Consider the following 22,178-nt stretch of genomic DNA (forward strand, 5'->3'; position numbering starts at 1 on the left):
CGTCGTCCTGCGGTCCACAACCGTGGTCCAACCGAACGATGCCCTCGGACCCTGAGGGTGATGACACGCCTTGAGCGTGGCGGGATAGTCAGGGCGTAGAACCCGTTGCGGGACAGGAGAGACCGGGCAGGAGACAGCATGAAAGAGTTCCCGAGTCTGATCCATCGGGTGATGCCCCAGCCTTGGAACAAATACCTTCTTGCTGGGCTGGTCGCGTGGCTTCTTGCGCTGGCCGCCACCCAAGCGCCGATGTTTCTCACTGCCCCTGAGCCGCCAGACTCCGCCTATCGTCTGGCGGCAGGGCTCACGGCCACCGTCGCGGTGGCCACGGTCCTGTTCGGGTTTGCCATCGGTTGGACGAGGCGCGCCTCGAGTCTCGTTCGTTGTGCCCTCTACGGCGCGCTCGTGCTGACAGCCACCCAATTTCTGCTCACCAACTGGGTGCCTTCAGGCGGCGAGCCCATCTTCCCGATGCCGATCAACTTCCTCATTGCCATGGTGTTCAACGGAATTGTCACTGGAGTCCTGCTCGGCCTTGGTGCCCTCGCCGCTCTGGCAGTTCGCCGCTGGGTGCGGCCAGCGCGCCACACGCCGCAAGAGCCGACCTCGCGTTGAGGCTCGCAGTTTGGCGTCAGCGCCAGAACTCGATGAGCTGCTCGGCAAGGCCTCTGCCTTGCTCGTACCCTGCTCGAGCCGCGGGCGGACGCGTCGATAGGTCCATCAGATTCGTGCCAAATGCGTTGAGAGAGTGGCTATCCGGCAGGATCGTCTCGACTCTGCTGCCGCCGGCGCGGAGTTCGTCGACCTGCGCTGCAAGGTGCATCCCCCAGTCCAACGGGTGCCGTGTTCGGCCGCCCAGTGGAGACAGCACGAGCACCCGCCCGTATCCGGCTGCGAGGTCGGCGTTCTCGTTGCGACGGTAGCCGCCGTCGATGTAACGGCTGTTGCCGATCCTGTATGCCGCGCCGCTGGCAGTGCTTGCCGCCACGGCGTCCACCAGGTCGACAGCGCCGTGGCGGTCGAACACGACCGGTTCACCGGTAGGGGCATCGACCGCCGTGATGAGCACCGTTCGTTCTGGCCAGTGCTGGCTGGGCAGCCGGGATGCGACTGTGGCGCGCCACCGCGCCTGCCCGGAGCCGTCCGACGCCGCATCCATTTCGAGCGCCGCCGCACCCATTCGGCGGCGCATGTCGGCTGGGTCCGCTGCGGCGGCGATGATTCGGTTCGTTCTCTCCAGGTGGTCGACCATCGGCCCAGCGCGATCGCGTGCACGGCCGGATTCCACCGGAGCATTCCGAGGCTGGGGCGCAGCGCCAAGAATCTCGGCCAGCAGTTCGGTCGGGCTCGCGCTGGTTAGCTGGGCCGCGGCGGTCGATCCTGCCGACGTCCCGATGATCAGGTCGGCTTGGGTCACATCCAACCCGGCGTCCAGCAGGCCGGCACTGACGCCGATGAGCCACGCGTTGCCTGCCGATCCGCCTCCACCGAGGACCAACGCCCGCTCGCTCATGATCGCGCACTCTATGCACCTTCGCCGACGGCTGCCCGGACACCGCCGGCATCGACGTGGCCCGCACGGCGCGGGAACCGCCGCCTATCGACGTCCACCCCGTGACGCGGTTAAGTGGTTTCGTGTCGAATGCCTCTCCCGTCACGACGCCAAGCGGGGTCGTGCGGACCTACCTGATGCTGCTGCTCGGCAACACCCTTGCCCAGGCCCTGATCTGGGGCATCAACACGATCTTCCTGCTCGACGCCGGTCTGTCGAACCTCGAGGCCTTCGCGGCGAACGCCTTCTTCACCGCGGGCATGGTGATCTTCGAGGTGCCCACCGGGGTGGTCGCCGACACGATCGGTCGCCGCGCGTCATACCTGCTGGGCACGGTCACGCTCAGCGTGGCCACCCTGGCCTACGTGGGGCTCTGGCACTGGCACTCGGCCTTCTGGCTGTGGGCCCTGGTGTCCATCGGGCTCGGACTGGGCTTCACCTTCTTCTCGGGCGCTGTCGAGGCCTGGCTCATCGACGCCCTAGCAGCGGTCAACTTCACTGGCACCGTCGAGTCGGTGTTCGGTCGAGGTCAGGTGGTGGGAGGGGCCGCGATGCTCGTCGGCTCGCTCGGCGGGGGTGTCATCGCCCAGCACACGTCGATCGGTGTCCCCTTCGTGCTGCGCGCCGCGATCCTGGCGGCGATGTTCCTGTTCGCGTCCGTCGTGATGCATGACATCGGCTTCACCCCTGACCCGCGAGGTCGTCCGCTCGCCGAGATGCGACACATCGTCGCGACCTCGGTGGACCTCGGGTGGCGGGTGCCCGCAGTCAAGTGGTTGATGGTCGAGTCGCTGTTCACCGGTGGCGTGGCCATCTACGCCTTCTACGCGCTGCAGCCCTACCTGCTGGAGCTCTACGGCGACCCCCATGCGTACCAGATCGCCGGTCTCGCAGCGGCGATCGTCGCAGGCGCCCAGATCCTCGGAGGTCTGCTCGCTCCCCGGCTGCGTCACCTCGTGCACCGCCGGACGAGCGCCTTGGCCGCGATCTCGGCCCTGGCGACGCTGGCGCTCGCGCTGATCGGGCTGCTGCAGAGCTTCTGGGTCGTGATCACGCTCGTGAGCGTGTGGGGTCTGCTCTACGCGGCGTCGATGCCGATCCGCCAGACCTACCTGAACGGCCTCATCCCCTCCAAACAGCGTGCCACGATCCTGTCGTTCGACTCCCTCATGGGCTCCAGCGGCGGGGTCTGGGGCCAGCCGGTCCTCGGCAAGTCAGCGGACCTGTGGGGGTACGGATCGTCCTACGTGGTCGGGGCCGCGATCTCCGCGCTCGCATTGCCCGCGATCCTGCTCTCACGTCGCCAGAACGCTCCAGCCGACCAGGTCGCCTTGAGCCCCACCTCGCCCGGCGTGGGCCCCACCGCCCCGGCCTGAGCGCCACCGCGATCGGTCCCGAGCCCTCGGTGCCGCGCCAATCACGGACGGCGGTTGTAGTACTCGGTGAACTCGCGGCAGCGTCCTTCGTCGTCGAAGCGCATGACGAAACAGTTGTCGTAGACGCGGACGAACGGCCCACCCGGCACATCTCGGTACGACGACGTGCCCGTAGCCACCACGATGTCCCCGTCCAGCGCGACCGGCGAGTACTTGGCCTCGTAGGTGTCCGGCGCGTCGCGGGTCGAGGCGTAACCAGAGGCCCCCTCCCCCAGCCACGACGCGACGACTTCGTCTCGACCGACGGTCGGCTCGTCAGACGGGTGGTAGCGGTAGACGACGTCCTCGCTGAACAGCCCCGAGACGTTGTCCCGATCGTAGGACTGCCACGCATCGACGTACCGGTCGAGCCACTCCTGAGCGGTCTTGCGATCCATCGACCCACCCTAATCCGCCGATCGCGGTCGTGAGGAAGGTCGGACTCGCGTCGACGCCGATGCCTTTTGCCCTGCTTCGCCCGGACGCCGATGTCAGCCGCGTTGCTTCGCCGCCAACGCCTCGAAGTTCTCGTACAGCCCAGGAATGCCGTGCTTGGCGCGCAACTTCAAGGCGGCCGGGCCGACCCGGGTCCAGACGCCTTCTGCCCACCACCAGTCGAGCACGAGGTCGGTGTCGATCAGTCCGTTCTTGGTGAGTGTGCCGATGGTTTCTCCCCAGTTCAGAACACGCGACACGAGCACGTCCTGTGCCGAGGCTGTCTCGGGGTCGAAGCCGTCAGCCAACACGGCCTGCATGGCCTCTTCCAGACCCATCGTCGAACCCCACTGCGCCAGCTGCACGAGCATTGCGCCGTCCTGCCGATCTGCCATGTCACTCACCCCTTGAAGGATCCGCCCCTCGGACGACGACGACGCTACGCCGAGCCACCTGCCCACGCCATACGTTCTTCGACGCAGCCACCGGGGCGGCCGCGTGGTGAGCGCGCCCCGCGCCCGCCCCGCGCACCCGGTGCGACCTGACGCGGCGCGTCGCGTTCCGTGGCTCGGGCCTCCAGCAAGGTCGCGCGGGTCGCGTCGAGGCCGACGCCGCGCCCGCGCCGGGACGAGGTCGGGTCAGGCGATGCCGCCGAACGGACGCACCTCGACCTTGCCCCTGCACGCCTTGGATCCCTCTGCGGCAAGCCTGAGCGCCACGTCGAGGTCCGGAGCGTCGATCACCCAGAAGCCCCCGAGGACCTCCTTGGACTCAAGGTAGGGACCGTCGGTCAGGACCGGCGCGTCTCCCTGACCGTCGACGACGGTTGCCGTCGAGACGGGCTCGAGCCCCCCGGCGAAGACCCAGTAGCCCTCGGCCTGCAGCTTGTCGTTGAAGACACCGGTCGCAGCGAACGACTCCTCCATCTCCTCCTTGGAGCCGTAGTTGCCGAACTCGTCCATCTCGGCCGGGCCGTGCACGGCCAGCAGGTAGTGCGTCATGACTGTTCTCCTCAGTTGCGGGCGGCCCTGGTGGCCGCCTCCACCCACACCACGAACGACATTCCACGAATTCGACACCCTTCCGCCAACACCGTCCACGGTGGGCGAGCGAGCGCCGGAACGACACGGTATGCCGTGGTGCGCTCCGGCCCCATGGCTCGTCGCCGTCGACGCGCGGATAATCGCGTCCATGAGCAGACACCGAAGCCAATGAGCGGCGATCGTGGCCGTACTGAGCGGCCAGGACTCGAGGACCTCGTTCACCGTGCTCGCACCGGGCTGAGGGACTGGACGGACAAGGCCGACAGCGACCCTGGTGTGGCTCTGCTGGACCTGTTCGCGTTCGTCGCGGAGCTGCTCACCCTGCACTCGGAGCGGCTCGCGACTGAGGCGTATCTGGGCACAGGATCCCGTGCCGTCTGCGGGGTCTACCCGGCCACGGTGCTCGACAACACGGATCCGCTCATGCAGCATCGCCTGTTCGTTCGGGTCCCAGCCCTCGGCGCAGACGACGGGGTGTGGGCCGCGGCGTGCCTGCCGGTGGGTGGCACCAACGACGTCCCCGCCATCGGCGATGGGGTCTGGATCGCCCTCGAATCAGGCGACCCGTCACGACCGGTCTGGTTGGGTCACCGCATCACCAAGGTCACCTCGTGAAAGAGAGACCGACGACTGCCGACCAGAGCCGACACCTCATGAGTGCCTACTTCGACGCCCTCGAAACGGGCCGCTTCACGCAGTTCTTCACCGACGACGTGGTCTGGACCACGATCCAGGGCGGCACTCACGTCCAGGGGCCTGAGGCGGTTCAAGACGCGATCAACGTCCTGCACGCCCGACTGCCGGACCTGCAGACGCGCCAATTGGTCTTCGCCGAGAACGCTGCCTATATCGAGGGCAGTGGCGCGGGTGCTACGGGTCGAATCGCCTACTGCGTCGCCTATGACCTTGTCGGCGAACGAATCAGAGCCATGCGCGCCTACGGCGACATCGCGGAGTTCATGCCCCCTTCAAGCTAGCGCCCCTCGTTCGGGCAGGCACACTCTGCCAGCGACGCACGACGTCTCCGCCAGCCACCCGGGGCACTGTGCGAAACTGCCGGAGATGCAGACACGCGCGGGCGACTTCGAGCTGACGATGGACGAGCTGCGGGCGGTGGCCGGGTATGCCGCGGCGTGCGCCGAACCTGCGCTCGTCATCGTCCAGAAGTCCCGTCCAGATGACCCTCGCCCGGCGGCGGCCATCCACGCCGCGCGAGTCTTCGCAGAGGGGGCGCCGCGTTCACGCCTCCAGCGGACAGCCGCGTCCGAGGCCCGACGAGCCGCCGGGGACGCCCCGACCGAAGCCGCGCGGCACGCAGCCAGCGCTGCAGGAGATGCCGCGGCGGCGGCATACCTCCATCCGCTGGCGAAGGCGACCCAGGCGCGCCACATCCTGGGGCCGGCCGCCCATGCCGCCCGGGCGGCCGAGCTCGCACGGGGCGATGACCCGGTGGTCGCCGAGTACGTCATCACCGCCGCCGCGAAGCGAGCCACGCCCGTCGTCCTCGACGTGCTGTCCCGCTATCCGCGGGTGCCGAAGGGGCGCAGCCGGGTCGCGGTCCTCATGGCGCGGCTCGACAGCCTGCTCCGTGATCCACCTGCGACGCCGCGCCTGGTCGACGACCCCGGGCCCTTCTTTCACGGGACCAGGGCCGACCTGGGTCCGGGTGAGCTGCTCACGCCCGGCTGGCGCTCGAACTACGGTTCGGGGCGTCAGGCCAAACACATCTACCTGACGGCTACGCGCGACGGCGCGCCCCTGGCTGCAGAGCTCGCTCGCGGGACGGGGCCCGGCCGGGTCTACCGGGTCGAGCCAACCGGCACGATTGAGGACGACCCGAACGTCACCGACAAGCGCTTCCCGGGGAACCCGACCCGGTCCTACCGGACCACCGAACCATTGCGGGTCATCGAGGAGATCAGGGGCTGGAAGCGTCCCGCGCCCGAGATGATCCAGCACCTGCGCGAGCGCATGGCCGAACTGGCCGAGCTCGGCATCGAAGCGATGGACGACTGAAGCGATGGACGACTGACGGTGCCGAGTCAGAGGGTGGTGAAGGAGATCGCCGCGTAGTACTTGCGAGACAGGGTGGCAATCGACTGGGCCTTGTCCGTGCCGTTGACGATCCTGCGGGCGTTCACCCAGTCCCCCTTGTTCGGGTTGAAGTAGTCCGACAGCTGCTTGCCCGTGAAGGTCCCGTTGGTCATCCCGAAGAAGATGATCCGCAGGGCGATGTCGAAGTCCAGGGCGAGCTCGGGGTGGTGAACCAGGTCGACATGGAGGATGTCGCCCATCCGCTGGTAGTTGCCCTTGTGGGTGATCTGGACGAAACCGCGGCCGTAGTACTTCTGGTGGGTGACCGGGTCGGGTTTGCCGTAGGCATGGCCCTTTCCCTTGCCGTACTCCTCGATCGGCTGGATCTTGTGGTCCGTCTCGTGGTGCGTGGTGCCCAACATGTAGGCCAACCAGCGCAGGTCGTCGGTCTTGTGGAACTTCTCCCACCGATCGAGGAAGCCGTCGAGCCCGTCGACCTGGCTCTGCCTGAGGCTCCCGTCGAACAGCGCGACGCGAACGTGGTCGAAGAAGAACTTTCGGTTGATGGCTCCCACTTCAATGCCTCCTACGGTTCACTACCGAGGGTGCATCGACACAACCACACGCTGCATCGCGCAAATGACGTATTCGGGAGAGCCCAGCAGCCGGACAGTGCCGGACATCGTCGGACGCCGTCGGGCGCTAGGCCTCCGGGGTGTCCAGGCCCTTGGCGATGGCGAACCGGACCAGCGCGATCCGGTTGTGCAGCTGCAGCTTTCCGAGGGTGTTCTGCACGTGGTTCTGCACGGTGCGGTGCGAGATGAACAGGTCGGAGGCGATCTCCTTGTAGGACATGCCGGTCGCGACCAGCTTGAGCACCTCGGTCTCGCGCTCGGTGAGCTCGGGGATCGGCCGCGACGGGTCGACCTTCGGCTGGGTCGACATCCTGCGGAACTCGCCCAGCACCAGACCGGCCAGTCCTGGAGTGAACACCGCCTCCCCGCGGGCTGTCGCCTCGACGGCGGCCACGATCTCCTCCCGCGAGGCGGACTTCACGAGATAGCCGGTCGCGCCTGCCTTGACCGCCTCGAGGACGTCCTGCTGCTCACCGGACGCCGACAGCACCAGCACCCGGGTGGCGAGGGCCCCCAGCGCGGCGCACACCTCGTGGCCGCGCATGCCGGGCAGGTTGAGGTCGAGGACGAGCACGTCCGGGCGCGTGGCCTTGGTGCGGTTGACCGCGGCGGGTCCGTCGTCCGCCGTGGCCAGCACGGTCATCCCTGCCTCGGCGAGGTCGCGCGCGACCGCGTCCCGCCACATCGGGTGGTCGTCGGCGACGACGACGCTGACCGGCGCAGCGTCCACGGGCTCGGGTTGCTGGTCGTTCATCTCGCTCCTTGGTTGTCGCGTCCGCCGTTCTTCGGCGCCCGCATCCGCACGGTCACCCCGGCGCCCTCGCGCACCGTGTACTCGGCCGTCCCGCCAAGGTCGGCCAACCGGCCGCGGATGCTCGACGAGGCGCCCATCCGCCCGGCGGCGGCTGCCTCGTCGAGGCGACCGGCCGGCATACCCACGCCGTTGTCACGCACGGTCAGGGCCACCTCGCTGCCGTCGTCCTCGACGAGCACCCAGGCCTGGGCGTCGTCGCCAGCGTGCAGCCGGACGTTGTCGAGGGCGGCTCCGACCGCTGCCACCAGCTCACCGGCCACGCGCGGTGGCACGAGCACCGGGTCGGCCGGGGCGACGAGGTGGGTGCGTCCCCCGGCGAACCGCCCGAGCTGCTGGCGCAGGTCGAGGTCGCCGGTCACGGTGGCTTCGGTGTCGGCCGCCGACGTGCCGCTCACGAGGGCGCGCAGCAGGCGTTCCTGGTCGGCGGCCATGCCCCCGAGCTGCGCGGCCTCGCCGCCGAGCTGGGTGCCCCGACGGTTGATGAAGGCCAGCGTCTGCAGCACCCCGTCGTGCACGGTGCGGGCCAGCCGCTCGCGCTCGCGCACCTGGGCCTCGAGCGCCAGGGCCTCGCGCAGCTTGGCGTGGCCCTCACGCGCGAGGTCGCAGGCATAGCCGATGAGGGCCCCGATGAGGAACAGCAGGACGATGTTGTTGACGGTGTTGGGCGTGGGTTTCCCGACCTCGACCACGTCGACGATCCCGATGAAGATCGCTGCCGGTATGCCGCCCTTGCGGCCCAGCAGCACGGCTGCCGACACGACACCTGCCGCGGGCCAGATCGTCGGCAGGGTGCGCGAGCCCTGCTCGATCGCCGCGGAGGTGTCGACCACCAGGGTGGCCATGATCGCGGCCGCACCGAGCAGCAGCTCGACGACGACCAGCCACAGCCGGCGGCGCCGGTAGAAGACGAGGAAGACGGTCCAGAGGCCGAGCACCCCGAGGACCGCCCAGCCGAGCGCGGGGCGCGCGAGGTCGTGCGGGCGGTCGGCCAAGGAGTACGCGGCATACGCCAGGGCGATGGGCCGGAAGACGTCGATGCCCTTCCAGAAGGCGGACACGACCTCGGGCTGGGAGTGCGGTGACGCGATGGCGCGGCGCGCGGACAGGCTCAGGTGCCGCGCCACGCCGAAGGGGTCCTCAGCTCGCCGCGCGGGCGCCGGGCGGCACCTCGTCCGAGACCGACTCGTCGTCGCGCGCGGTGACGCGAGCGCTGCCGCGCAGGGCGGCCTCCTGGAGCTCGCGCGCCTTGGTCTTGGCCGCGGCGAGGATGCGGTCCTTCATCGAGGTGGCGTACATGTCGACGTACTCCTGGCCGGACAGCAGCATCAGCTCGTACATGATCTCGTCGGTGATCGAGCGCAGGACGAAGCGGTCGTCCTCCATGCCCTCGTAGCGCGAGAAGTCCAGCGGCTTGCCGATCTTGACGCCGATCCGGATCAGCTTGGGGATCTTGGTGCCGGTCGGCTGGGCCTTGTCGGTGCCGATCATCGCGACCGGGAGCACCTTGACCCCGCCCTCGAGCGCCATCCGCGCGACACCGGTGCGGCCACGGTAGAGCCGGCCGTCCGGGCTGCGGGTGCCCTCGGGGTAGATGCCGAGCAGCTCGTCGCGGCGCAGCACCTTCAGGCCCGAGCGCAGGGCCGCCTCACCGGCGCGACCGCCGGAACGATCCACCGGCAGCTGACCGACGCCACGGAAGAACGCGGCCGTCATGCGCCCCTTGAGGCCTCGTCCGGTGAAGTAGTCGGACTTGGCCAGGAACGTCATCCGGCGCGGGATCACCAGGGGCAGGAAGATGGAGTCCGAGAACGACAGGTGGTTGCTCGCGAAGATGGCTGGACCGTCGTCGGGAATGTTCTCCTCGCCCTCCACCCACGGGCGAAAGAGCAACTTGAGGATCGGGCCAAGAACGACCGTCTTGAGCACCCAATAGAACACCAGCACACCTCCCGAAGTGACGCCGTGAACTCTACGGTACTCAAGGCGTCGTCGCGGCCCGTGCGAGAATGCGCGCCACCCCCAGATCAGTTTTCTGCACCTGCCCCAGGAGTCACCGTGTCCCTGCTTCCCGGCGCAGAGCCCTACTCCCACGACGGCTCCGACACCGGCGTGCTGCTGATCCACGGCTTCACCGGCACCCCGCAGGGCATGCGTCCCTGGGGCGAGCACCTCGCCGAGCGCGGCTACACCGTCCGCGTTCCGCGGTTGCCCGGACACGGGACGACGTGGCAGGAGCTGAACCGCACCCGCTGGGACGACTGGTATGCCGTCGTCGACGCCGCGTTCCGCGAGCTCCACGAACGCAGTGGCCGGGTCTTCGTCGGTGGGTTGTCGATGGGTGGGGCGCTGGCCCTGGCCCTCGCCCAAGAGCACGGCCCGCGGGTCTCGGGACTGGTCCTGGTCAACCCCGCCGTGAAGTTCGAGGACTGGCGGGTCCGGCTCGTTCCCCTCCTCAAGCACGTCATGCCCAGCGCGGCGGCCATCGCCAGCGACATCAAGAAGCCCGGAGTGGTGGAGCTGGCCTACGACCGCTCGCCCGTGCACGCGGCGCACTCGCAGTTCACGGCGTGGAAGAACGTCATCCGCGACCTGCCGGAGGTGACCCAGCCGGTACTGCTGCTGCACTCGCCAGAGGACCACGTGGTGCCCGCGTCGAGCTCGGAGCTGATCCTGGCCCGAATTTCCAGCGAGGACTCCACCGAGATCCTCCTCCATGACAGCTACCACGTGGCTACCCTCGACAATGACGCGCCACGTATCTTTGAGGAGTCGGTGCAGTTCATCGAGCGGCTGAGCTAGACCGCGTTCGTCCAGCCATCCTGCTCGATCCAGACCAAGGGGTATTCATGAGCGACCGCGACGTCGACGCCGAGTTCGCGGACATCGTCGCGCGCTGGGACGAGGTCGCGTCACTGCCCGACACCCCCACCGCCCCCGGGTCCTCCGACTCAGTCTCAGGCGACGCCGTCCCACCCCGCGACACCTCGATCGAGGGCGGCGTCCCGGGCCAGCCGGCAACGGGAGTCAATCCCCCGCTCCTTCCGAGCGTGAACCCGCCACCCACCCGGCCGTTCGTCGTGTGGCGCGGAGCTGAGCAGCCGGCACCCGCCGAGGACACACCGGACCCGGTCGAGCTGCGCGACCTGCGCGACCTCGACGACGACGAGCACTTCGAGCCCGGCCCGACCGCCCCCCTGCCGCCGCAGGAGGACCTGCAGTTCTGGGGCATCATCGTCGGCCTCGTGGCCGGTCCTCTGCTCCTGCTGTGGCTCGTGCTGTTCCGGCCGAACGTCAGCAACTGGTGGACGCTCGGAGCCCTCGGACTGATCGTGATGGGTTTCGTCCTCCTCGTGATGCGGCAGCCGCAGGCCCGGGACGAGGACGACCCCGACAACGGCGCTCGCGTCTAGCCGTTCGTACCGAAAAGTCCCGTTGGGACCTGAACAGGTCGGCGCTGGCGCTACCTTCGCGCGCATGCCCCCGATCAAGCCGGTGAAGACCCAGGTCACCTGGATGCGGGTCCGCGACCTGACGCCCCCCGAGTCGATCACGCGCGGCGGTCAGGTGACCGGGGTCACCGGTCCGGTCATCGACGTCCTGTTCCTCATGGTGGTGTCGATCCTCGGCGCGGCGGGTGCGGTGTGGGCCCTGGTCCACCTGTCGCTCCCCGGTTTCGTCATCATGGGAATCTTCGCGGTGGTCCCCGGCTACATGGGGTGGGTCCGCTTCCAACAGGCCTCGGCGCCCGCCGTCGGCGTGGGTGCCGGCGGTGTCTGGCTGGCCGGCACCGACCGCCGTGCCGGTCAGGCGATCCCGTGGAGCGACGTCCAGGAGCTGGTCTTCTTCACCGTCGCGGAGCGTCGGGTGAATGTCACCGGGGTCGACCGCCACCGTGCCCTCGGGGTGCGGCTCCGGGCCCCCCATCGCATCCCTGCCGAGGAGCGCGACCGGCTCGAGCAGCTGGTTGCTCACCTGCCCGACATCGGGGGACGGATCATGGAGTCCGTGGCGGCCTGGGAGGCGATGCCCTACCGCCAGATCGGCGTCGCCGGCCGCCTCGAGCGCTCGGCCCTGACCAAGGCCGTGGCGGGCTTGGCCCCCTCGGTGCGCGTGATCAACGGACCGCGGACGACGTCGCTGACGCCCTGGGTGGTCGGCGAGTCAGACACCCCCGACCGAGTGGCGGACCCAGGCTCCCGCTAGCGCGCCGGACCCTCGTCAGCCGCGGAGGCCTCAGCCTCCTCGACCGTGGACTCGGGCACCGTGGGTCCGGTCTCGGTCTGCGCCGTCGGGACCACCTGGGGGTCGAGGTCGACGTCGACCCACGTCGGGCGGTGGTCACTGGCGGCCACCAGGTCGGCGAGCTCCAGGGCCACGTCCTGGTGCGGCAGGACGCACAGGTCGGGCGACGCGAAGATGACGTCCAGCACCTTGCGGGGCGCCCTGGCCGGGTAGGTCGGAACGGTCGGCGAGATCAACCGCAGCGGTGCGGCGAACAGTCGCCAGGCTCGGCCCGTCTCCCCCTCGTTCAGGTCGCCGGCCAACAGCACCGGCCCGCCGCCGGACACCCTCTTGAGGATCTGGCCGGCATGTCGCTCCCGCTCGTCGGCATCGAGGCTGAGGTGCACCGAAGCCACCACGAGCGGCTGGTGACCGGCGGGCCCGACGCGCAGCACGGCATACCCGCGGGTGCGTTGGAGGGCTGCGACCCGCAGCCGGTAGTGCCGCGACTCGGGCACCTGCACCCGCAACGACGTGAAGATGGTGGTGCCACCGCTGCCGCGGTGCCGCCCCGACCAGAACATCCCGCACTCGGCCGCGAAGTCCGAGACCCTCCACGTCGAGAACAGCCGCCGCGGGACCTCCTGGAGGCACAGCACATCGGGGTCGATCGCGCGGATGACCCGGGCAGCCGCGCCACGGTCGAGCGTGAAGTCCTTGAGGTTGTAGGACGCCACGCGCATCGTGCTCATGCGCCCTCGGCGCCGGCGCGTCCCAGGGCATCTCGTCGGGCCAGGTCGGCTGCCCCGATCAGTCCGGCCTCGTTGCCCAGGGCCGCCGCCACGATCCGCGCCTCCGGGCGGTAGCCCCGACCGGTGAGGTGGCGCCGGAACGTGCTGCGAGCCGGCTCCAGCAGCAGGTCGCCGGCCGCGCTCACGCCGCCCCCGACGACGAAGACGCCGGGGTCGAAGGCGGCAGCGAGGTTGGCGATGCCCAGGCCCAGCCACTGGCCGATCTCGCCGAGCAGCTCGGTGGCGGTCGAGTCGCCGTCGCGCGCTGCCTCGGTGATCATCGGGCCGGTCAGCGCCGCCGGGTCACCACCGGCGCGCGCGAGCAGGTCGGTGGCCATCGGGCTGTTGGCCGTCATCATCGAGCGGGCCTCACGGACGAGCGCGTTGCCCGAGGCGTACTGCTCCCAGCAGCCCCTGTTGCCGCACTCGCAACGCAGTCCGTTCGGCACGACCTGCATGTGCCCGAACTCCCCAGCAATCCCGAACCGGCCGCGCATGATCTGACCGTCAAGGATCAGCGCGCCACCGATGCCGGTGCCGAGATTCACCATCACGACGTGTGAGTCTCCTTGTGCCGCACCGAATCTCCACTCCGCCCACGCAGCGGCGTTGGCGTCGTTGTCGACCGAGATCGGCACCGGTACGCGGCGTTGGAGGTTGGCTTCGAGCGGTTCGTCGCGCCAGGAGAGGTGGGGGGCGAAGACGACCGTCGCGCGGTCTGCGGCCACGAAGCCGGCCGCCCCGATGCCCACGGCGACCACGTCGTCGCCGGCGACGTCGATGAGCTCGGCGACCACCTCGACGATGGTGTCCTCGACGACGGCCGGACTCGTCGACCGGTGTGGCGTGTCGCGTCTCGCCCTGGCCACGACGGTGCCGTCGGCGTCTACGACTCCCCCGGCGACCTTGGTGCCGCCGATGTCGATGCCAACGGCCAGGCCCGAGCTCACGACCCGACGCCCTCGGCGGCGAGCGCTGCCGCGCCGATCAACCCGGCGTCGTTGCCGAGCCGGGCAGCCACCATGTCGGCGACCGGCCGGTGGCCGCGCCCCGTCAGGTTGCGTGCGTATGCCGCGTGGGCAGCTCCGATCAACAGGTCGCCGGCCGCGACGACGCCGCCGCCGATGACGATGAGCTCCGGGTCCAGGATGGCCGAGACCGAGGCCGCCCCCTCGCCCACCCAGCGGCCCAGGTCGGCGAGGAGCTCGATGGACGCCGAGTCCCCGGCCTGTGCGGCACTGGTGACGTGGTGCCCCCTGAGCGCGCTCGGGTCGCCGTCACAGGCCTGCGACAACACCGCGGCACTCAGGGCCCCAGAGGCCACGAGCTCGCGAGCCTCGCGGACCAAGGCGTTGCCCGACGCGTAGACCTCCCAGCAGCCGCGGTTGCCGCAGCCGCAACGGATGCCGTCGGGGACGACGCGCATGTGCCCCAGCTCGCCACCGATGCCGAAAGCGCCGCGCAGCAGCCTCGAGTCGACGACGACGCCGCCACCGATCCCGGTGCCGACGGTGATGAGCACCATGTCATCGGCCTCGGTGGCCGCTCCGAACCGGAACTCCCCCCACGCGGCGGCGTTGGCGTCGTTCTCGATGGTGACCGGCTGGTCGACGAGCGCCTCGAGCCGCATCTTGAGTGGTTCGTCGCGCCACGCGAGGTTCGGGGCAAAGAGCACCGTCGAGCCGGTGCGGTCGATGAAGCCGGCGCAGGCCACGCCGACCCCCCGGACGTCCGTGCGCCCGGCCCCGAGCTCGGCCACGACGGCCGCGACGTCATGGGCGATCTGGTCGGGGTCGTGGGCGGGGGTGTCCCTGCGTGCGCGCGCCAGGATCTCGCCGGTCGCTGAGACGACGCCGGCGGCGATCTTCGTGCCGCCGATGTCCACGCCGATGGTGACACTCATGAGGTGGCACTCCCCCCTGTGCGGTGGTGCTCGTCGCCGTGGTGCTCGTCGGCGTGGTGCTCGTCCTCGTCGTCCACGACGATGTCCTGCACCCTGCCGCGTGGCCCGCTCGCCGACTTCTCCGATGCCTTGCCCGAGGTCCTGCCCGAGGTCCTGCCCGGCGCCGCTGCGCCGTCCTCGGTGCGGCGTTGCCCGGCGATGTCGCGCAGGGTGGCTGCGAGCGCCCCGGCGAGGTCGGCCAGCCGGTCCACGGTCTCGGGTCGCACCGAGCGCAACAACCCGATGCCCTGGCAGACCGGGCAGAGCTGACAGGTGACGGCCTGCCCAGCACCGTTCTCGGCACCGCAGGACTCACAGCGGGGAGACTTGCCGCCACTTGCGTCGGAGGCGGAGTCGCCGTCGGGGTCGCGGTCACGGTGGGGACCAGCGTCGTCCGGTGACGTGCGCCCGCCACCCGCCGCCGCGGCATACCCGGCGTGGGTGGTGCTGGCCCACCCACCGAGGGCGTCGAGCAGTCGGGCGGCCTCCTGGGCCACCGTGCCCACGGCAGGGCGTTCGTCGTCAGCCACGCGGCCAGACCTCCTCGTCGGGGACGAAGCGCACCCGCAGCAGACCGTCGCGCACCGAGGCACCTTCGACCACACATCGTTGCAGAGCGGCCGGGAGGGTCAGCACCCGCCGGTGCTCGCCCACCGTCACCACCAGCTCGTCGTCACGGCGCTGCAGGCCGAGGTCGGCAGCGTGCGCGAGCGGCAGCGGCAGGGTCATGACGAACCCCTCGGGCGTCCGCTCGACCGTCAGGCCGCGGTGGGCGACCGGCGAGAGGACGTCAGCAGCACCCTCCTGCGCCTGCGCGAGGTCGGCGAGCGCGTCGGCCCCGATCGGCTCGGACGACAGGTAGGGAGTCACGACGACGGGCAACCCGGCGAACGACTCACGCACCTCGACCAGGCCCTCCTGCTGCGCCGCGTTCCAGGAGGCGCGCCAGGCGTCGGGCGTGTGGCGCCCTGCCTCGGCGGCGGCGTCCGGGAAGACCCGGTTGACGACCACCGCGTCGACGACGAAGCCATAGAGCGACAGCGACGTCCAGGTGCGCCGGGACTCGGCGATGACCACGCGTTCGGGGGTGAGGACCAGCCGCACGGAGGTCTGGTCGCCGGTCAGGATGCGGTGCACGGCCCGCATCTGACGGTGCCACCCGGTCACCGCCTCGACCACCGCGATGTCAGGCAGGGGCACTCCGGCGGCAGCCGCCGCGGCCGGACGCAGCGTCCGGATCAACCCGCGCTGGGCGGGCAGGAGGCGCTCGAGGTGCCAGGCGAGCGCCTCGGGCAGTGCCAGCAGCCGCAACGTCTCCGCGGTCGGTGCGCAGTCGACGACCACGAGGTCCCACGGACCCGACTCGACCTGCGCGCGCAGCTCGAGCAGCGCGGCGACCTCTTCGGCACCGGGCAGGCGGGTCAGCTCCTCGGCGACCACGGAGTCGATGCCGACCGTGTCCAGGACCGAGAGCAGGTAGTCCTGGACGACCCGCCAGGACTCACCCAGCAGGTGAGGTGGAGAGATCTGCAGCGCCGAGAGGCCGGGTTCGACGTCCACCGGGGCCCCTCTCCCGTCGCGGCCCGACCTGGGGTCCACCCCGAGCTCGACACCCAGCGCGTCGCCGAGCGAGTGCGCCGCGTCGGTCGACATGACCAGCGTCTTGACGCCGGCCCGGGCGGCGTGGACCGCGGTGGCGGCGGCGGTGGTCGTCTTGCCGACGCCACCCTTGCCGGTGAAGAGGATGACCCGCATGGCTAGCGGCGCCCTGGGGCGACGACCTGCCTCAAGCCTCCACCCGCTTCTTCAGCGACTTCAGCGCCGTGTCGATGATGACCTTCTCGGCCTTGCGCTTGAGCATGCCGAGCATCGGGATCTTGACGTCGACCGCGAGCCGGTAGGTCACCGTCGTGGCGTCCTTGCCCTTGGCTGCCAACGTGTACGAGCCGTTCATGGCCTTCAGGACCGTTGCCTCGACCAGGCTCCAGGACACGACGCCGGTGCCGTTCTTGGCGACGTCCCACTCGTAGTCGAGGGTGTACGTGTCCTTGATCGCCCCGGCGTCCAGGGTGAACTGCACCTGGTCGGCCCACCCGTCGCCCTCCTCGGTGAGGATGGTGACGTTCTTGACCTCCGTCGCCCACTGCGGATAGCTCTCGAAGTCGGCGATGACGTCCAGGACCTCACCCGGCTTGGCGTCGATGTCGATGCTGGATTCGGTGCGGTCGGCCATGCGCGGAAGGCTACAGCGCCGGGCCTTTCCACGACGACCGCGGCTCCCGGCGACCACCACGGTCAAGGGCGAGCGCCCTCGAGGCGGTCCTTGAGGTCGTGCACGGCGCGCTTCCACCGCAAGGTATGCCGGGTGGCCACGTCGCGCGGTGCACGCGGCCCGCGAGTGCCGCGGACGTAGTGGTGCACCACCACGCCGTCTCGGAACGGTTCGAGCCAGACCTCCATCTCGCCGACGACCTGTCCGGTCACGCTCCAGCGCACCCCCTTCAGGCCACGGTCCCTGATGACGGCCCGGGTCAGGTGTGGCCAGATCTGGGCGGTCCAGGCCTCCTCGTCGAGGCTTGCCCGGACGACCTGGGGCGCAGCCCGGATGAAGGTCTCGTCCACGATGTCGATCCTGCGGTCCCTCACCCGCCCAGTGTTTCGCACCTCAGGCCGCGATGTGACGGAGCCTTCAACGCAACGCCCTCCCCCGGTGCACCTACCCACGGGTAGTCTGTGCAGCACTGAGGCACAGCTGTCACGGAGGCACTGCTGCCGTCGTCGAAGGAGACATAGTGCAGGAACACGTCGCACCGCCCCTCGTGCCGCCGACCACCGAGGGGAGTCTTGCCGATCTTCCGGCGCGCAACGCCGCCTCGAACCCGTCGCGGGTCGCGTTCTCGCGCAAGGAGGGCACCCGCTGGATCGACGTGACCGCGGCCGAGTTCGACCAGGACGTCCAGGCGGTGGCCAAGGGCCTGATCGCTTCGGGGATCGCGCCCGGCGACCGCGTGGCGATCATGTGCAAGACCCGCTACGAGTGGACCCTCACGGACTTCGCGATCTGGACCGCTGGCGCCGTCACGGTCCCGATCTACGAGACCTCCTCCGCCGAGCAGGTCAGCTGGATCCTCACCGACTCCGGCGCCAAGGGCATCATGCTAGAGACGCCCGCCCACGCAGCCACCCTCGACGAGGTCCGTGCGCAGGTGCCCGGTCTCGCGCACGCCTGGCAGGTCGACGCCGGGGCCATCGCCGAGCTCAAGGCCGCCGGCGCCGAGGTGTCCGACGCTGACCTCGAGGCCGCCCACGGCAGCCTGAACCGCGCCAGCATCGCGACGATCATCTACACGTCGGGCACGACCGGTCGGCCCAAGGGCGTGCAGCTCACCCACGACAACTTCCTGGCGCTGTCCGAGAACGCCATCACCAAGCTCACGTCGGTCGTCAAGGCCGAGGGCGCCTCGACGCTCCTCTTCCTGCCGCTGGCGCACGTCTTCGCGCGGTTCATCCAGGTCCTGTGCGTCACGGGCGAGGCCAAGATGGGGCACAGCGCCGACATCAAGAACCTCCTCGCCGACTTCGCGGAGTTCAAGCCGACCTTCATCCTGTCGGTCCCCCGCGTCTTCGAGAAGATCTACAACTCCGCCGAGGCCAAGGCGACCGCCGAGGGCAAGGGCAAGATCTTCGCGACCGCCGCCGACACCGCGATTGCCTGGTCCACCGCGCAGGACACCGGCGGCGCCGGCCTCGGGCTCAAGGTGCGCCACACCCTGTTCGACAAGCTCGTCTACGCCAAGCTCCGTGCCGCCATGGGCGGTCAGGTCATGTATGCCGTGTCCGGCGGCGCCCCGCTGGGCACCCGCCTCGGTCACTTCTTCCGCGGCATCGGTGTCACCGTCCTCGAGGGCTACGGCCTCACCGAGACCACCGCGCCCGCCACGGTCAACGTGCCCGACCGGGTCAAGATCGGCACCGTCGGCGCCCCGCTGCCCGGCGTGGGCATCCGGATCGCCGACGACGGCGAGATCCTCATCCAGGGCAACAACGTCTTCGCGGCCTACCACAACAACGCCGAGGCGACCTCGGGCGCGGTGCTCGACGGCTGGTTCCACACCGGCGACATCGGCGAGCTCGACGAGGACGGCTACCTCAAGATCACCGGCCGCAAGAAGGAGCTGCTCGTCACCGCCGGTGGCAAGAACGTCGCGCCGGCCGCCCTCGAGGACCGGTTGCGTGCCCACCCCCTCATCTCCCAGTGCATCGTCGTCGGCGACCAGAAGCCGTTCATCGGCGCCCTGCTGACCCTCGACGAGGAGATGTACCCCGGCTGGGCCAAGAACAACGGGCTCACGGGTGTGACCTTCGACCAGGCCCGCACCGACGAAACCGTGCTCGCCGAGCTCCAGAAGGCCGTCGACGACGCCAACAAGTCGGTCTCCAAGGCCGAGTCGATCCGCAAGTTCGCCGTCCTTCCCGGTGACTTCACCGAGGAGAACGGTTACCTCACGCCGAGCCTGAAGCTCAAGCGCAACATCGTCATGAAGGACTTCCACGACCAGGTGGAGTCCCTCTACGCCGGTGGCGGCAAGGAGTAGCCGGGCGACCCTTAGGGTCTAGCCATGCCCCGACACCGCCACGGATCGTCCACTCGGACCGTGGCGGTGTCCTCGTTGGCGTTCGCCCTGGGGTGGCTGCTGTTCTTCACCGCCCTGCAGTGGAGCGTGGTGCGCTACCGCATCCCCATCGTGGCCACCTTGACGGCGGCCACCGTGGCACTTGCCCTGTGGCAGTGGGCCGGCTGGCGGATCCGGCTGACCCGTCCGGCCGTAGCCGTCATGCTGGCCGGTTCGGCGCTGGCCACGCTGGCCGTCCCGCTCTTCAGCTATCTCGCACCGACCGGGCTCGCGCTGGCCACCACGCTGCTCGTCGTCGCACCGCTGGCGGCCGCGGTCCTGTTGTGCACCAACGGTCCTCGCGCCCCGTGGGCCGCCGGCGTCGTCGCCGTCACGGGGTATGCCGCGTGCGCGGCGACCGCCGTCATCTCCTCGCCGCGGCCACGGATCGACGTCTGGGTCGTCCTCCAGCAGGCGGCGGACGCCCTCGGCCGCGGGGAGAACTTCTACGCCATGACCTGGACCGGCTCCCCCGGCGTCAAGGACGCTTTTCCCTACCTCCCGTGGACCACCGTGCTGCTCGCGCCGGCACGCTGGCTCTTCGGTGACGTCCGGTGGGCGCTCGCGTTCTGGACGCTCGTGGCGGTGGCCGGTGTCTGGCTGCTCGCGCGCGGGGCGGCCCCGCGGCATCCCGGCTCCGACGCTGGGCGGGGGTGGGTCTGGACCGCCGCGACGGTGACGGCGCTGCTGGTGTTCGCGCCGGGCACCCTCACCCAGCTCGACCAGTCCTGGACCGAGCCGCTGCTGCTCGCCGGAATCGTCTGGTGGGCCGTCCTGGTCCAGCGCGACCGGGCCTGGTGGGCCGTCATCCCACTGGCGTTGGCGTGCGCCAGCAAGCAGCACCTCGCCCTGGTGCTGCCCGTCCTGCTGCTGTGGCGCCCGTTCGGCTGGCGCCGCTCCATCGCGACCGGTGCGCTGACCGGCGTCCTCATCGCCCCGTGGTTCCTCGCGAGTCCGCCCGACTTCGTCCACGACACGATCAGCCTGCTGGTGGGCTTCCACCCCATCAAGTTCGCCAACACGCTGTACCTGTTGGCACTCAACACCTTTGGCGTGACGCTGCCGTTCGCCGTGACCGGGGTGGCCGTGCTCGGCACCCTCGCTGCCGTCTGTTGGACGGTGTGGCGGCGCCAGCCCCTCCTGGCCGACGTGCTTCGCTGGCTGGCCCTGGTGCTGTTGGTGGCCAACCTCGTCAACAAGCAGGCCTTCTACAACCAGTTCTGGCTCGTCGGCGCCCTCGTCGTCGCGTCGCTGGCCCTCCCTCAGCCGGGTCAGGCGTTGGCCAGGGACCTCAGGTAGGCCAGCCACTCCTTGGTGAACGCCGCCTGAGAGGTGCGCAGCACGGTCGCAAAGGCTGTGGCGACGTTCGCGTCGGGGTCGCCACTGGTGCTGGACGCGGGGTCGGGCTTCGTGGCCGCGGCGAGGTAGAAGCGGACCAGCGCCGCCGTGCCGTGGCGGTCGACGATGCGGGTGACCGCCAGCCACGCCGCGTTGTAGCTCGGCGCGATGGTCGTCCGGGAGGGGTCGAAGTCGGCTGCCGACGGCAGTGCCTTGGGTCCCGTGCCGGCGCGGACCCGGGCGAGCAGCGCGGCCGCCACCTGGGTGCGTGTCGCACCGCTGTCGCGGTAGCCGACGAAGTCGGCCATGCCCTCGGACAACCAGAGCGGCACCGGACGGTTGGTCGAGGCGCGGATGGCGACGTGGGTCGCCTCGTGGGTCACGACGACCTGCTTGCCGCGAGGCACGAGGCGGGCGAAGGCACTCGGGTTGACCACCACCCGATCGGCGCCGGCCCGGCCCTGGGGGTCGAACGGGCCGTCCGTGACGGCTGCGACCTGCGCGACCTGGTCCTTGTCCTGACCGACCTGCTCGGCCATCTGCGCGGCAGTTCCGGGAACCACGAGGACCAGGCGCCTGGTCCACGGTGGCGTCCAGACGGCGTCGACCCGCTTGACGGCGAGGTTGCCCAGTGCGAGGTAGGGACGCAGCCGACTCGGCGGGCCCGAGCCGACGACCAAGGTGGTCGCGCTGCGCACCACCGTGAACTTCGGAAGGTCCCACACCTGCACCTGGGTGCCGCCGTCGGTGTCGTCAGCCAGCCGCCAGGCATCCCCTCGCCGCACGACGGTGAAGTACGACTCGAACTCCCGGGTCGCCGTGTCGAATCCGGCGAGGCCGTAGCGGCCTGCCACCCGGGAGACCCAGGCGTCGGGACCGATCTGGGCCACCCGCTCGGCGCTCAGCGCAGGTGCGGGCTCGGGCGTGCCATAGCTGAAAGTGCTCAGCGGAAGCTGCGCCAAGGCGGCGTACTGCGCGAGCTGGCGCAGCCCGAACCCCGAGGTCGGGTCGTCCAGGGTGGCAGCGAACGCCGATCGATCGTGGGCCCGGACGGCTGCAGCCCGCTGGGCGAGCAGGACGCCCAGGGCGTCCTCCCGGGCGACAGAGGGCTCGGGTGCGTTCTGCTGGGAAGCCTGCGAAGTCGTCGACGGGCGGACGGGCGGCGGCTCGCTGGGCGAGCAGCCGACCAGCAGGGAGACGACCAGCGCGATGAGTCCCGCGCCGGCMGTCGCGCGGCGCGGGCGACCGGCACGGGACGGGGTGGGCCGGCTCATCCAGCCATCGT

General features: G+C 70.1%; 26 protein-coding genes. 10 read left to right on the top strand and 16 right to left on the bottom strand.

Features of this window, described 5'->3' with window-relative positions; genetic code table 11:
- The first annotated feature begins 138 nt into the window (after nucleotides 1–138).
- Nucleotides 139–615 (top strand): hypothetical protein, encoded by a 477-nt coding sequence (locus AC1DYG_RS08925; RefSeq protein WP_477639513.1) that lies wholly within the window; start codon nucleotides 139–141, stop codon nucleotides 613–615.
- 16 nt (nucleotides 616–631) lie between these two features.
- Here the strand turns inward: AC1DYG_RS08925 and AC1DYG_RS08930 are convergent, their stop codons facing one another.
- Entirely contained in the window at nucleotides 632–1,513 is an 882-nt protein-coding gene (locus AC1DYG_RS08930) for a patatin-like phospholipase family protein (protein ID WP_477639514.1), read from the bottom strand.
- Between the two features lie 176 nt (nucleotides 1,514–1,689).
- Between AC1DYG_RS08930 and AC1DYG_RS08935 the strand changes: the two genes are divergently transcribed.
- The gene (locus AC1DYG_RS08935) at nucleotides 1,690–2,928 is read left to right on the top strand and encodes an MFS transporter (RefSeq protein ID WP_477639640.1); all 1,239 of its coding nucleotides are present in this window, start codon (nucleotides 1,690–1,692) and stop codon (nucleotides 2,926–2,928) included.
- Between the two features lie 41 nt (nucleotides 2,929–2,969).
- On the opposite strand, the gene AC1DYG_RS08940 is transcribed toward AC1DYG_RS08935, so the two are convergent.
- From AC1DYG_RS08940 to AC1DYG_RS08950, 3 genes are all read right to left on the bottom strand, one after another.
- Nucleotides 2,970–3,365 (bottom strand): nuclear transport factor 2 family protein, encoded by a 396-nt coding sequence (locus AC1DYG_RS08940; protein WP_477639515.1) that lies wholly within the window; start codon nucleotides 3,363–3,365, stop codon nucleotides 2,970–2,972.
- 93 nt (nucleotides 3,366–3,458) lie between these two features.
- On the bottom strand, nucleotides 3,459–3,773 hold the full coding sequence (locus AC1DYG_RS08945) for a DUF4760 domain-containing protein (RefSeq protein ID WP_477639516.1): 315 nt from the start codon (nucleotides 3,771–3,773) through the stop codon (nucleotides 3,459–3,461).
- Between the two features lie 267 nt (nucleotides 3,774–4,040).
- Nucleotides 4,041–4,403: a YciI family protein gene (locus AC1DYG_RS08950; protein WP_477639517.1), complete on the bottom strand. Its 363-nt coding sequence runs from the start codon at nucleotides 4,401–4,403 to the stop codon at nucleotides 4,041–4,043.
- Nucleotides 4,404–4,721: 318 nt separating this feature from the next.
- Between AC1DYG_RS08950 and AC1DYG_RS08955 the strand changes: the two genes are divergently transcribed.
- From AC1DYG_RS08955 to arr, 3 genes are all read left to right on the top strand, one after another.
- Complete coding sequence (locus tag AC1DYG_RS08955; protein ID WP_477639518.1) at nucleotides 4,722–5,060, top strand: phage baseplate assembly protein V; 339 nt, start codon at nucleotides 4,722–4,724, stop codon at nucleotides 5,058–5,060.
- 38 nt (nucleotides 5,061–5,098) lie between these two features.
- The gene (locus AC1DYG_RS08960) at nucleotides 5,099–5,422 is read left to right on the top strand and encodes a nuclear transport factor 2 family protein (protein WP_477639519.1); all 324 of its coding nucleotides are present in this window, start codon (nucleotides 5,099–5,101) and stop codon (nucleotides 5,420–5,422) included.
- 85 nt (nucleotides 5,423–5,507) lie between these two features.
- Entirely contained in the window at nucleotides 5,508–6,461 is a 954-nt protein-coding gene (gene arr, locus AC1DYG_RS08965) for an NAD(+)--rifampin ADP-ribosyltransferase (protein WP_477639520.1), read from the top strand.
- 26 nt (nucleotides 6,462–6,487) lie between these two features.
- Here the strand turns inward: arr and AC1DYG_RS08970 are convergent, their stop codons facing one another.
- The 4 genes from AC1DYG_RS08970 to AC1DYG_RS08985 form a co-directional block, all read right to left on the bottom strand.
- Complete coding sequence (locus AC1DYG_RS08970; protein ID WP_477639521.1) at nucleotides 6,488–7,054, bottom strand: glycoside hydrolase family 19 protein; 567 nt, start codon at nucleotides 7,052–7,054, stop codon at nucleotides 6,488–6,490.
- 127 nt (nucleotides 7,055–7,181) lie between these two features.
- Complete coding sequence (locus AC1DYG_RS08975; RefSeq protein ID WP_477639522.1) at nucleotides 7,182–7,868, bottom strand: response regulator; 687 nt, start codon at nucleotides 7,866–7,868, stop codon at nucleotides 7,182–7,184.
- Nucleotides 7,865–9,052 carry a MacS family sensor histidine kinase gene (gene macS / locus AC1DYG_RS08980; protein WP_477639523.1) on the bottom strand — a complete coding sequence of 396 codons (1,188 nt, stop codon included), beginning with the start codon at nucleotides 9,050–9,052 and terminating at the stop codon, nucleotides 7,865–7,867. The genes AC1DYG_RS08975 and macS overlap by 4 nt, the downstream gene beginning before the upstream one ends.
- Nucleotides 9,053–9,065: 13 nt before the next feature.
- A complete protein-coding gene (locus AC1DYG_RS08985) occupies nucleotides 9,066–9,866 on the bottom strand; it encodes a lysophospholipid acyltransferase family protein (protein ID WP_477639524.1) in 801 nt (266 codons plus the stop codon).
- A gap of 117 nt (nucleotides 9,867–9,983) precedes the next feature.
- Between AC1DYG_RS08985 and AC1DYG_RS08990 the strand changes: the two genes are divergently transcribed.
- The 3 genes from AC1DYG_RS08990 to AC1DYG_RS09000 all read left to right on the top strand — a co-directional run bounded on the left by AC1DYG_RS08990 (nucleotide 9,984) and on the right by AC1DYG_RS09000 (nucleotide 12,131).
- On the top strand, nucleotides 9,984–10,727 hold the full coding sequence (locus tag AC1DYG_RS08990; RefSeq protein ID WP_477639525.1) for an alpha/beta hydrolase: 744 nt from the start codon (nucleotides 9,984–9,986) through the stop codon (nucleotides 10,725–10,727).
- Between the two features lie 47 nt (nucleotides 10,728–10,774).
- A complete protein-coding gene (locus tag AC1DYG_RS08995) occupies nucleotides 10,775–11,338 on the top strand; it encodes a hypothetical protein (RefSeq protein WP_477639526.1) in 564 nt (187 codons plus the stop codon).
- Nucleotides 11,339–11,402: 64 nt separating this feature from the next.
- On the top strand, nucleotides 11,403–12,131 hold the full coding sequence (locus tag AC1DYG_RS09000; protein WP_477639527.1) for a hypothetical protein: 729 nt from the start codon (nucleotides 11,403–11,405) through the stop codon (nucleotides 12,129–12,131).
- On the opposite strand, the gene AC1DYG_RS09005 is transcribed toward AC1DYG_RS09000, so the two are convergent.
- From AC1DYG_RS09005 to AC1DYG_RS09035, 7 genes are all read right to left on the bottom strand, one after another.
- Nucleotides 12,128–12,901 (bottom strand): endonuclease/exonuclease/phosphatase family protein, encoded by a 774-nt coding sequence (locus tag AC1DYG_RS09005; RefSeq protein WP_477639528.1) that lies wholly within the window; start codon nucleotides 12,899–12,901, stop codon nucleotides 12,128–12,130. The genes AC1DYG_RS09000 and AC1DYG_RS09005 overlap by 4 nt on opposite strands.
- Nucleotides 12,898–13,890 (bottom strand): ROK family glucokinase, encoded by a 993-nt coding sequence (locus AC1DYG_RS09010; RefSeq protein WP_477639529.1) that lies wholly within the window; start codon nucleotides 13,888–13,890, stop codon nucleotides 12,898–12,900. The genes AC1DYG_RS09005 and AC1DYG_RS09010 overlap by 4 nt, the downstream gene beginning before the upstream one ends.
- The gene (locus tag AC1DYG_RS09015) at nucleotides 13,887–14,843 is read right to left on the bottom strand and encodes an ROK family glucokinase (protein ID WP_477639530.1); all 957 of its coding nucleotides are present in this window, start codon (nucleotides 14,841–14,843) and stop codon (nucleotides 13,887–13,889) included. Before AC1DYG_RS09015 ends, AC1DYG_RS09010 begins: the two co-directional genes overlap by 4 nt.
- Nucleotides 14,840–15,412, bottom strand: a complete 573-nt coding sequence (locus AC1DYG_RS09020) for a hypothetical protein (protein WP_477639531.1) — start codon at nucleotides 15,410–15,412, stop codon at nucleotides 14,840–14,842. Before AC1DYG_RS09020 ends, AC1DYG_RS09015 begins: the two co-directional genes overlap by 4 nt.
- Nucleotides 15,405–16,637, bottom strand: coding sequence for an ArsA family ATPase (locus tag AC1DYG_RS09025; RefSeq protein WP_477639532.1), 1,233 nt, complete (start codon nucleotides 16,635–16,637; stop codon nucleotides 15,405–15,407). Before AC1DYG_RS09025 ends, AC1DYG_RS09020 begins: the two co-directional genes overlap by 8 nt.
- Before the next feature lie 31 nt (nucleotides 16,638–16,668).
- Nucleotides 16,669–17,115: an SRPBCC family protein gene (locus AC1DYG_RS09030; protein WP_477617710.1), complete on the bottom strand. Its 447-nt coding sequence runs from the start codon at nucleotides 17,113–17,115 to the stop codon at nucleotides 16,669–16,671.
- Nucleotides 17,116–17,177: 62 nt separating this feature from the next.
- Entirely contained in the window at nucleotides 17,178–17,504 is a 327-nt protein-coding gene (locus AC1DYG_RS09035) for a hypothetical protein (RefSeq protein WP_477639533.1), read from the bottom strand.
- Between the two features lie 170 nt (nucleotides 17,505–17,674).
- Here AC1DYG_RS09035 and AC1DYG_RS09040 point away from each other — a divergent pair, with 170 nt between their 5' ends.
- Nucleotides 17,675–19,477, top strand: a complete 1,803-nt coding sequence (locus tag AC1DYG_RS09040) for an AMP-dependent synthetase/ligase (protein WP_477639534.1) — start codon at nucleotides 17,675–17,677, stop codon at nucleotides 19,475–19,477.
- A gap of 24 nt (nucleotides 19,478–19,501) precedes the next feature.
- The gene (locus AC1DYG_RS09045) at nucleotides 19,502–20,854 is read left to right on the top strand and encodes a hypothetical protein (protein WP_477639535.1); all 1,353 of its coding nucleotides are present in this window, start codon (nucleotides 19,502–19,504) and stop codon (nucleotides 20,852–20,854) included.
- Here AC1DYG_RS09045 and AC1DYG_RS09050 read toward each other — a convergent pair.
- The gene (locus AC1DYG_RS09050; protein ID WP_477639536.1) at nucleotides 20,827–22,167 is read right to left on the bottom strand and encodes a hypothetical protein; all 1,341 of its coding nucleotides are present in this window, start codon (nucleotides 22,165–22,167) and stop codon (nucleotides 20,827–20,829) included. The genes AC1DYG_RS09045 and AC1DYG_RS09050 overlap by 28 nt on opposite strands.
- Nucleotides 22,168–22,178 lie beyond the last annotated feature (11 nt).

The sequence above is a fragment of the Pedococcus sp. P1_H8 genome (assembly GCF_056405175.1).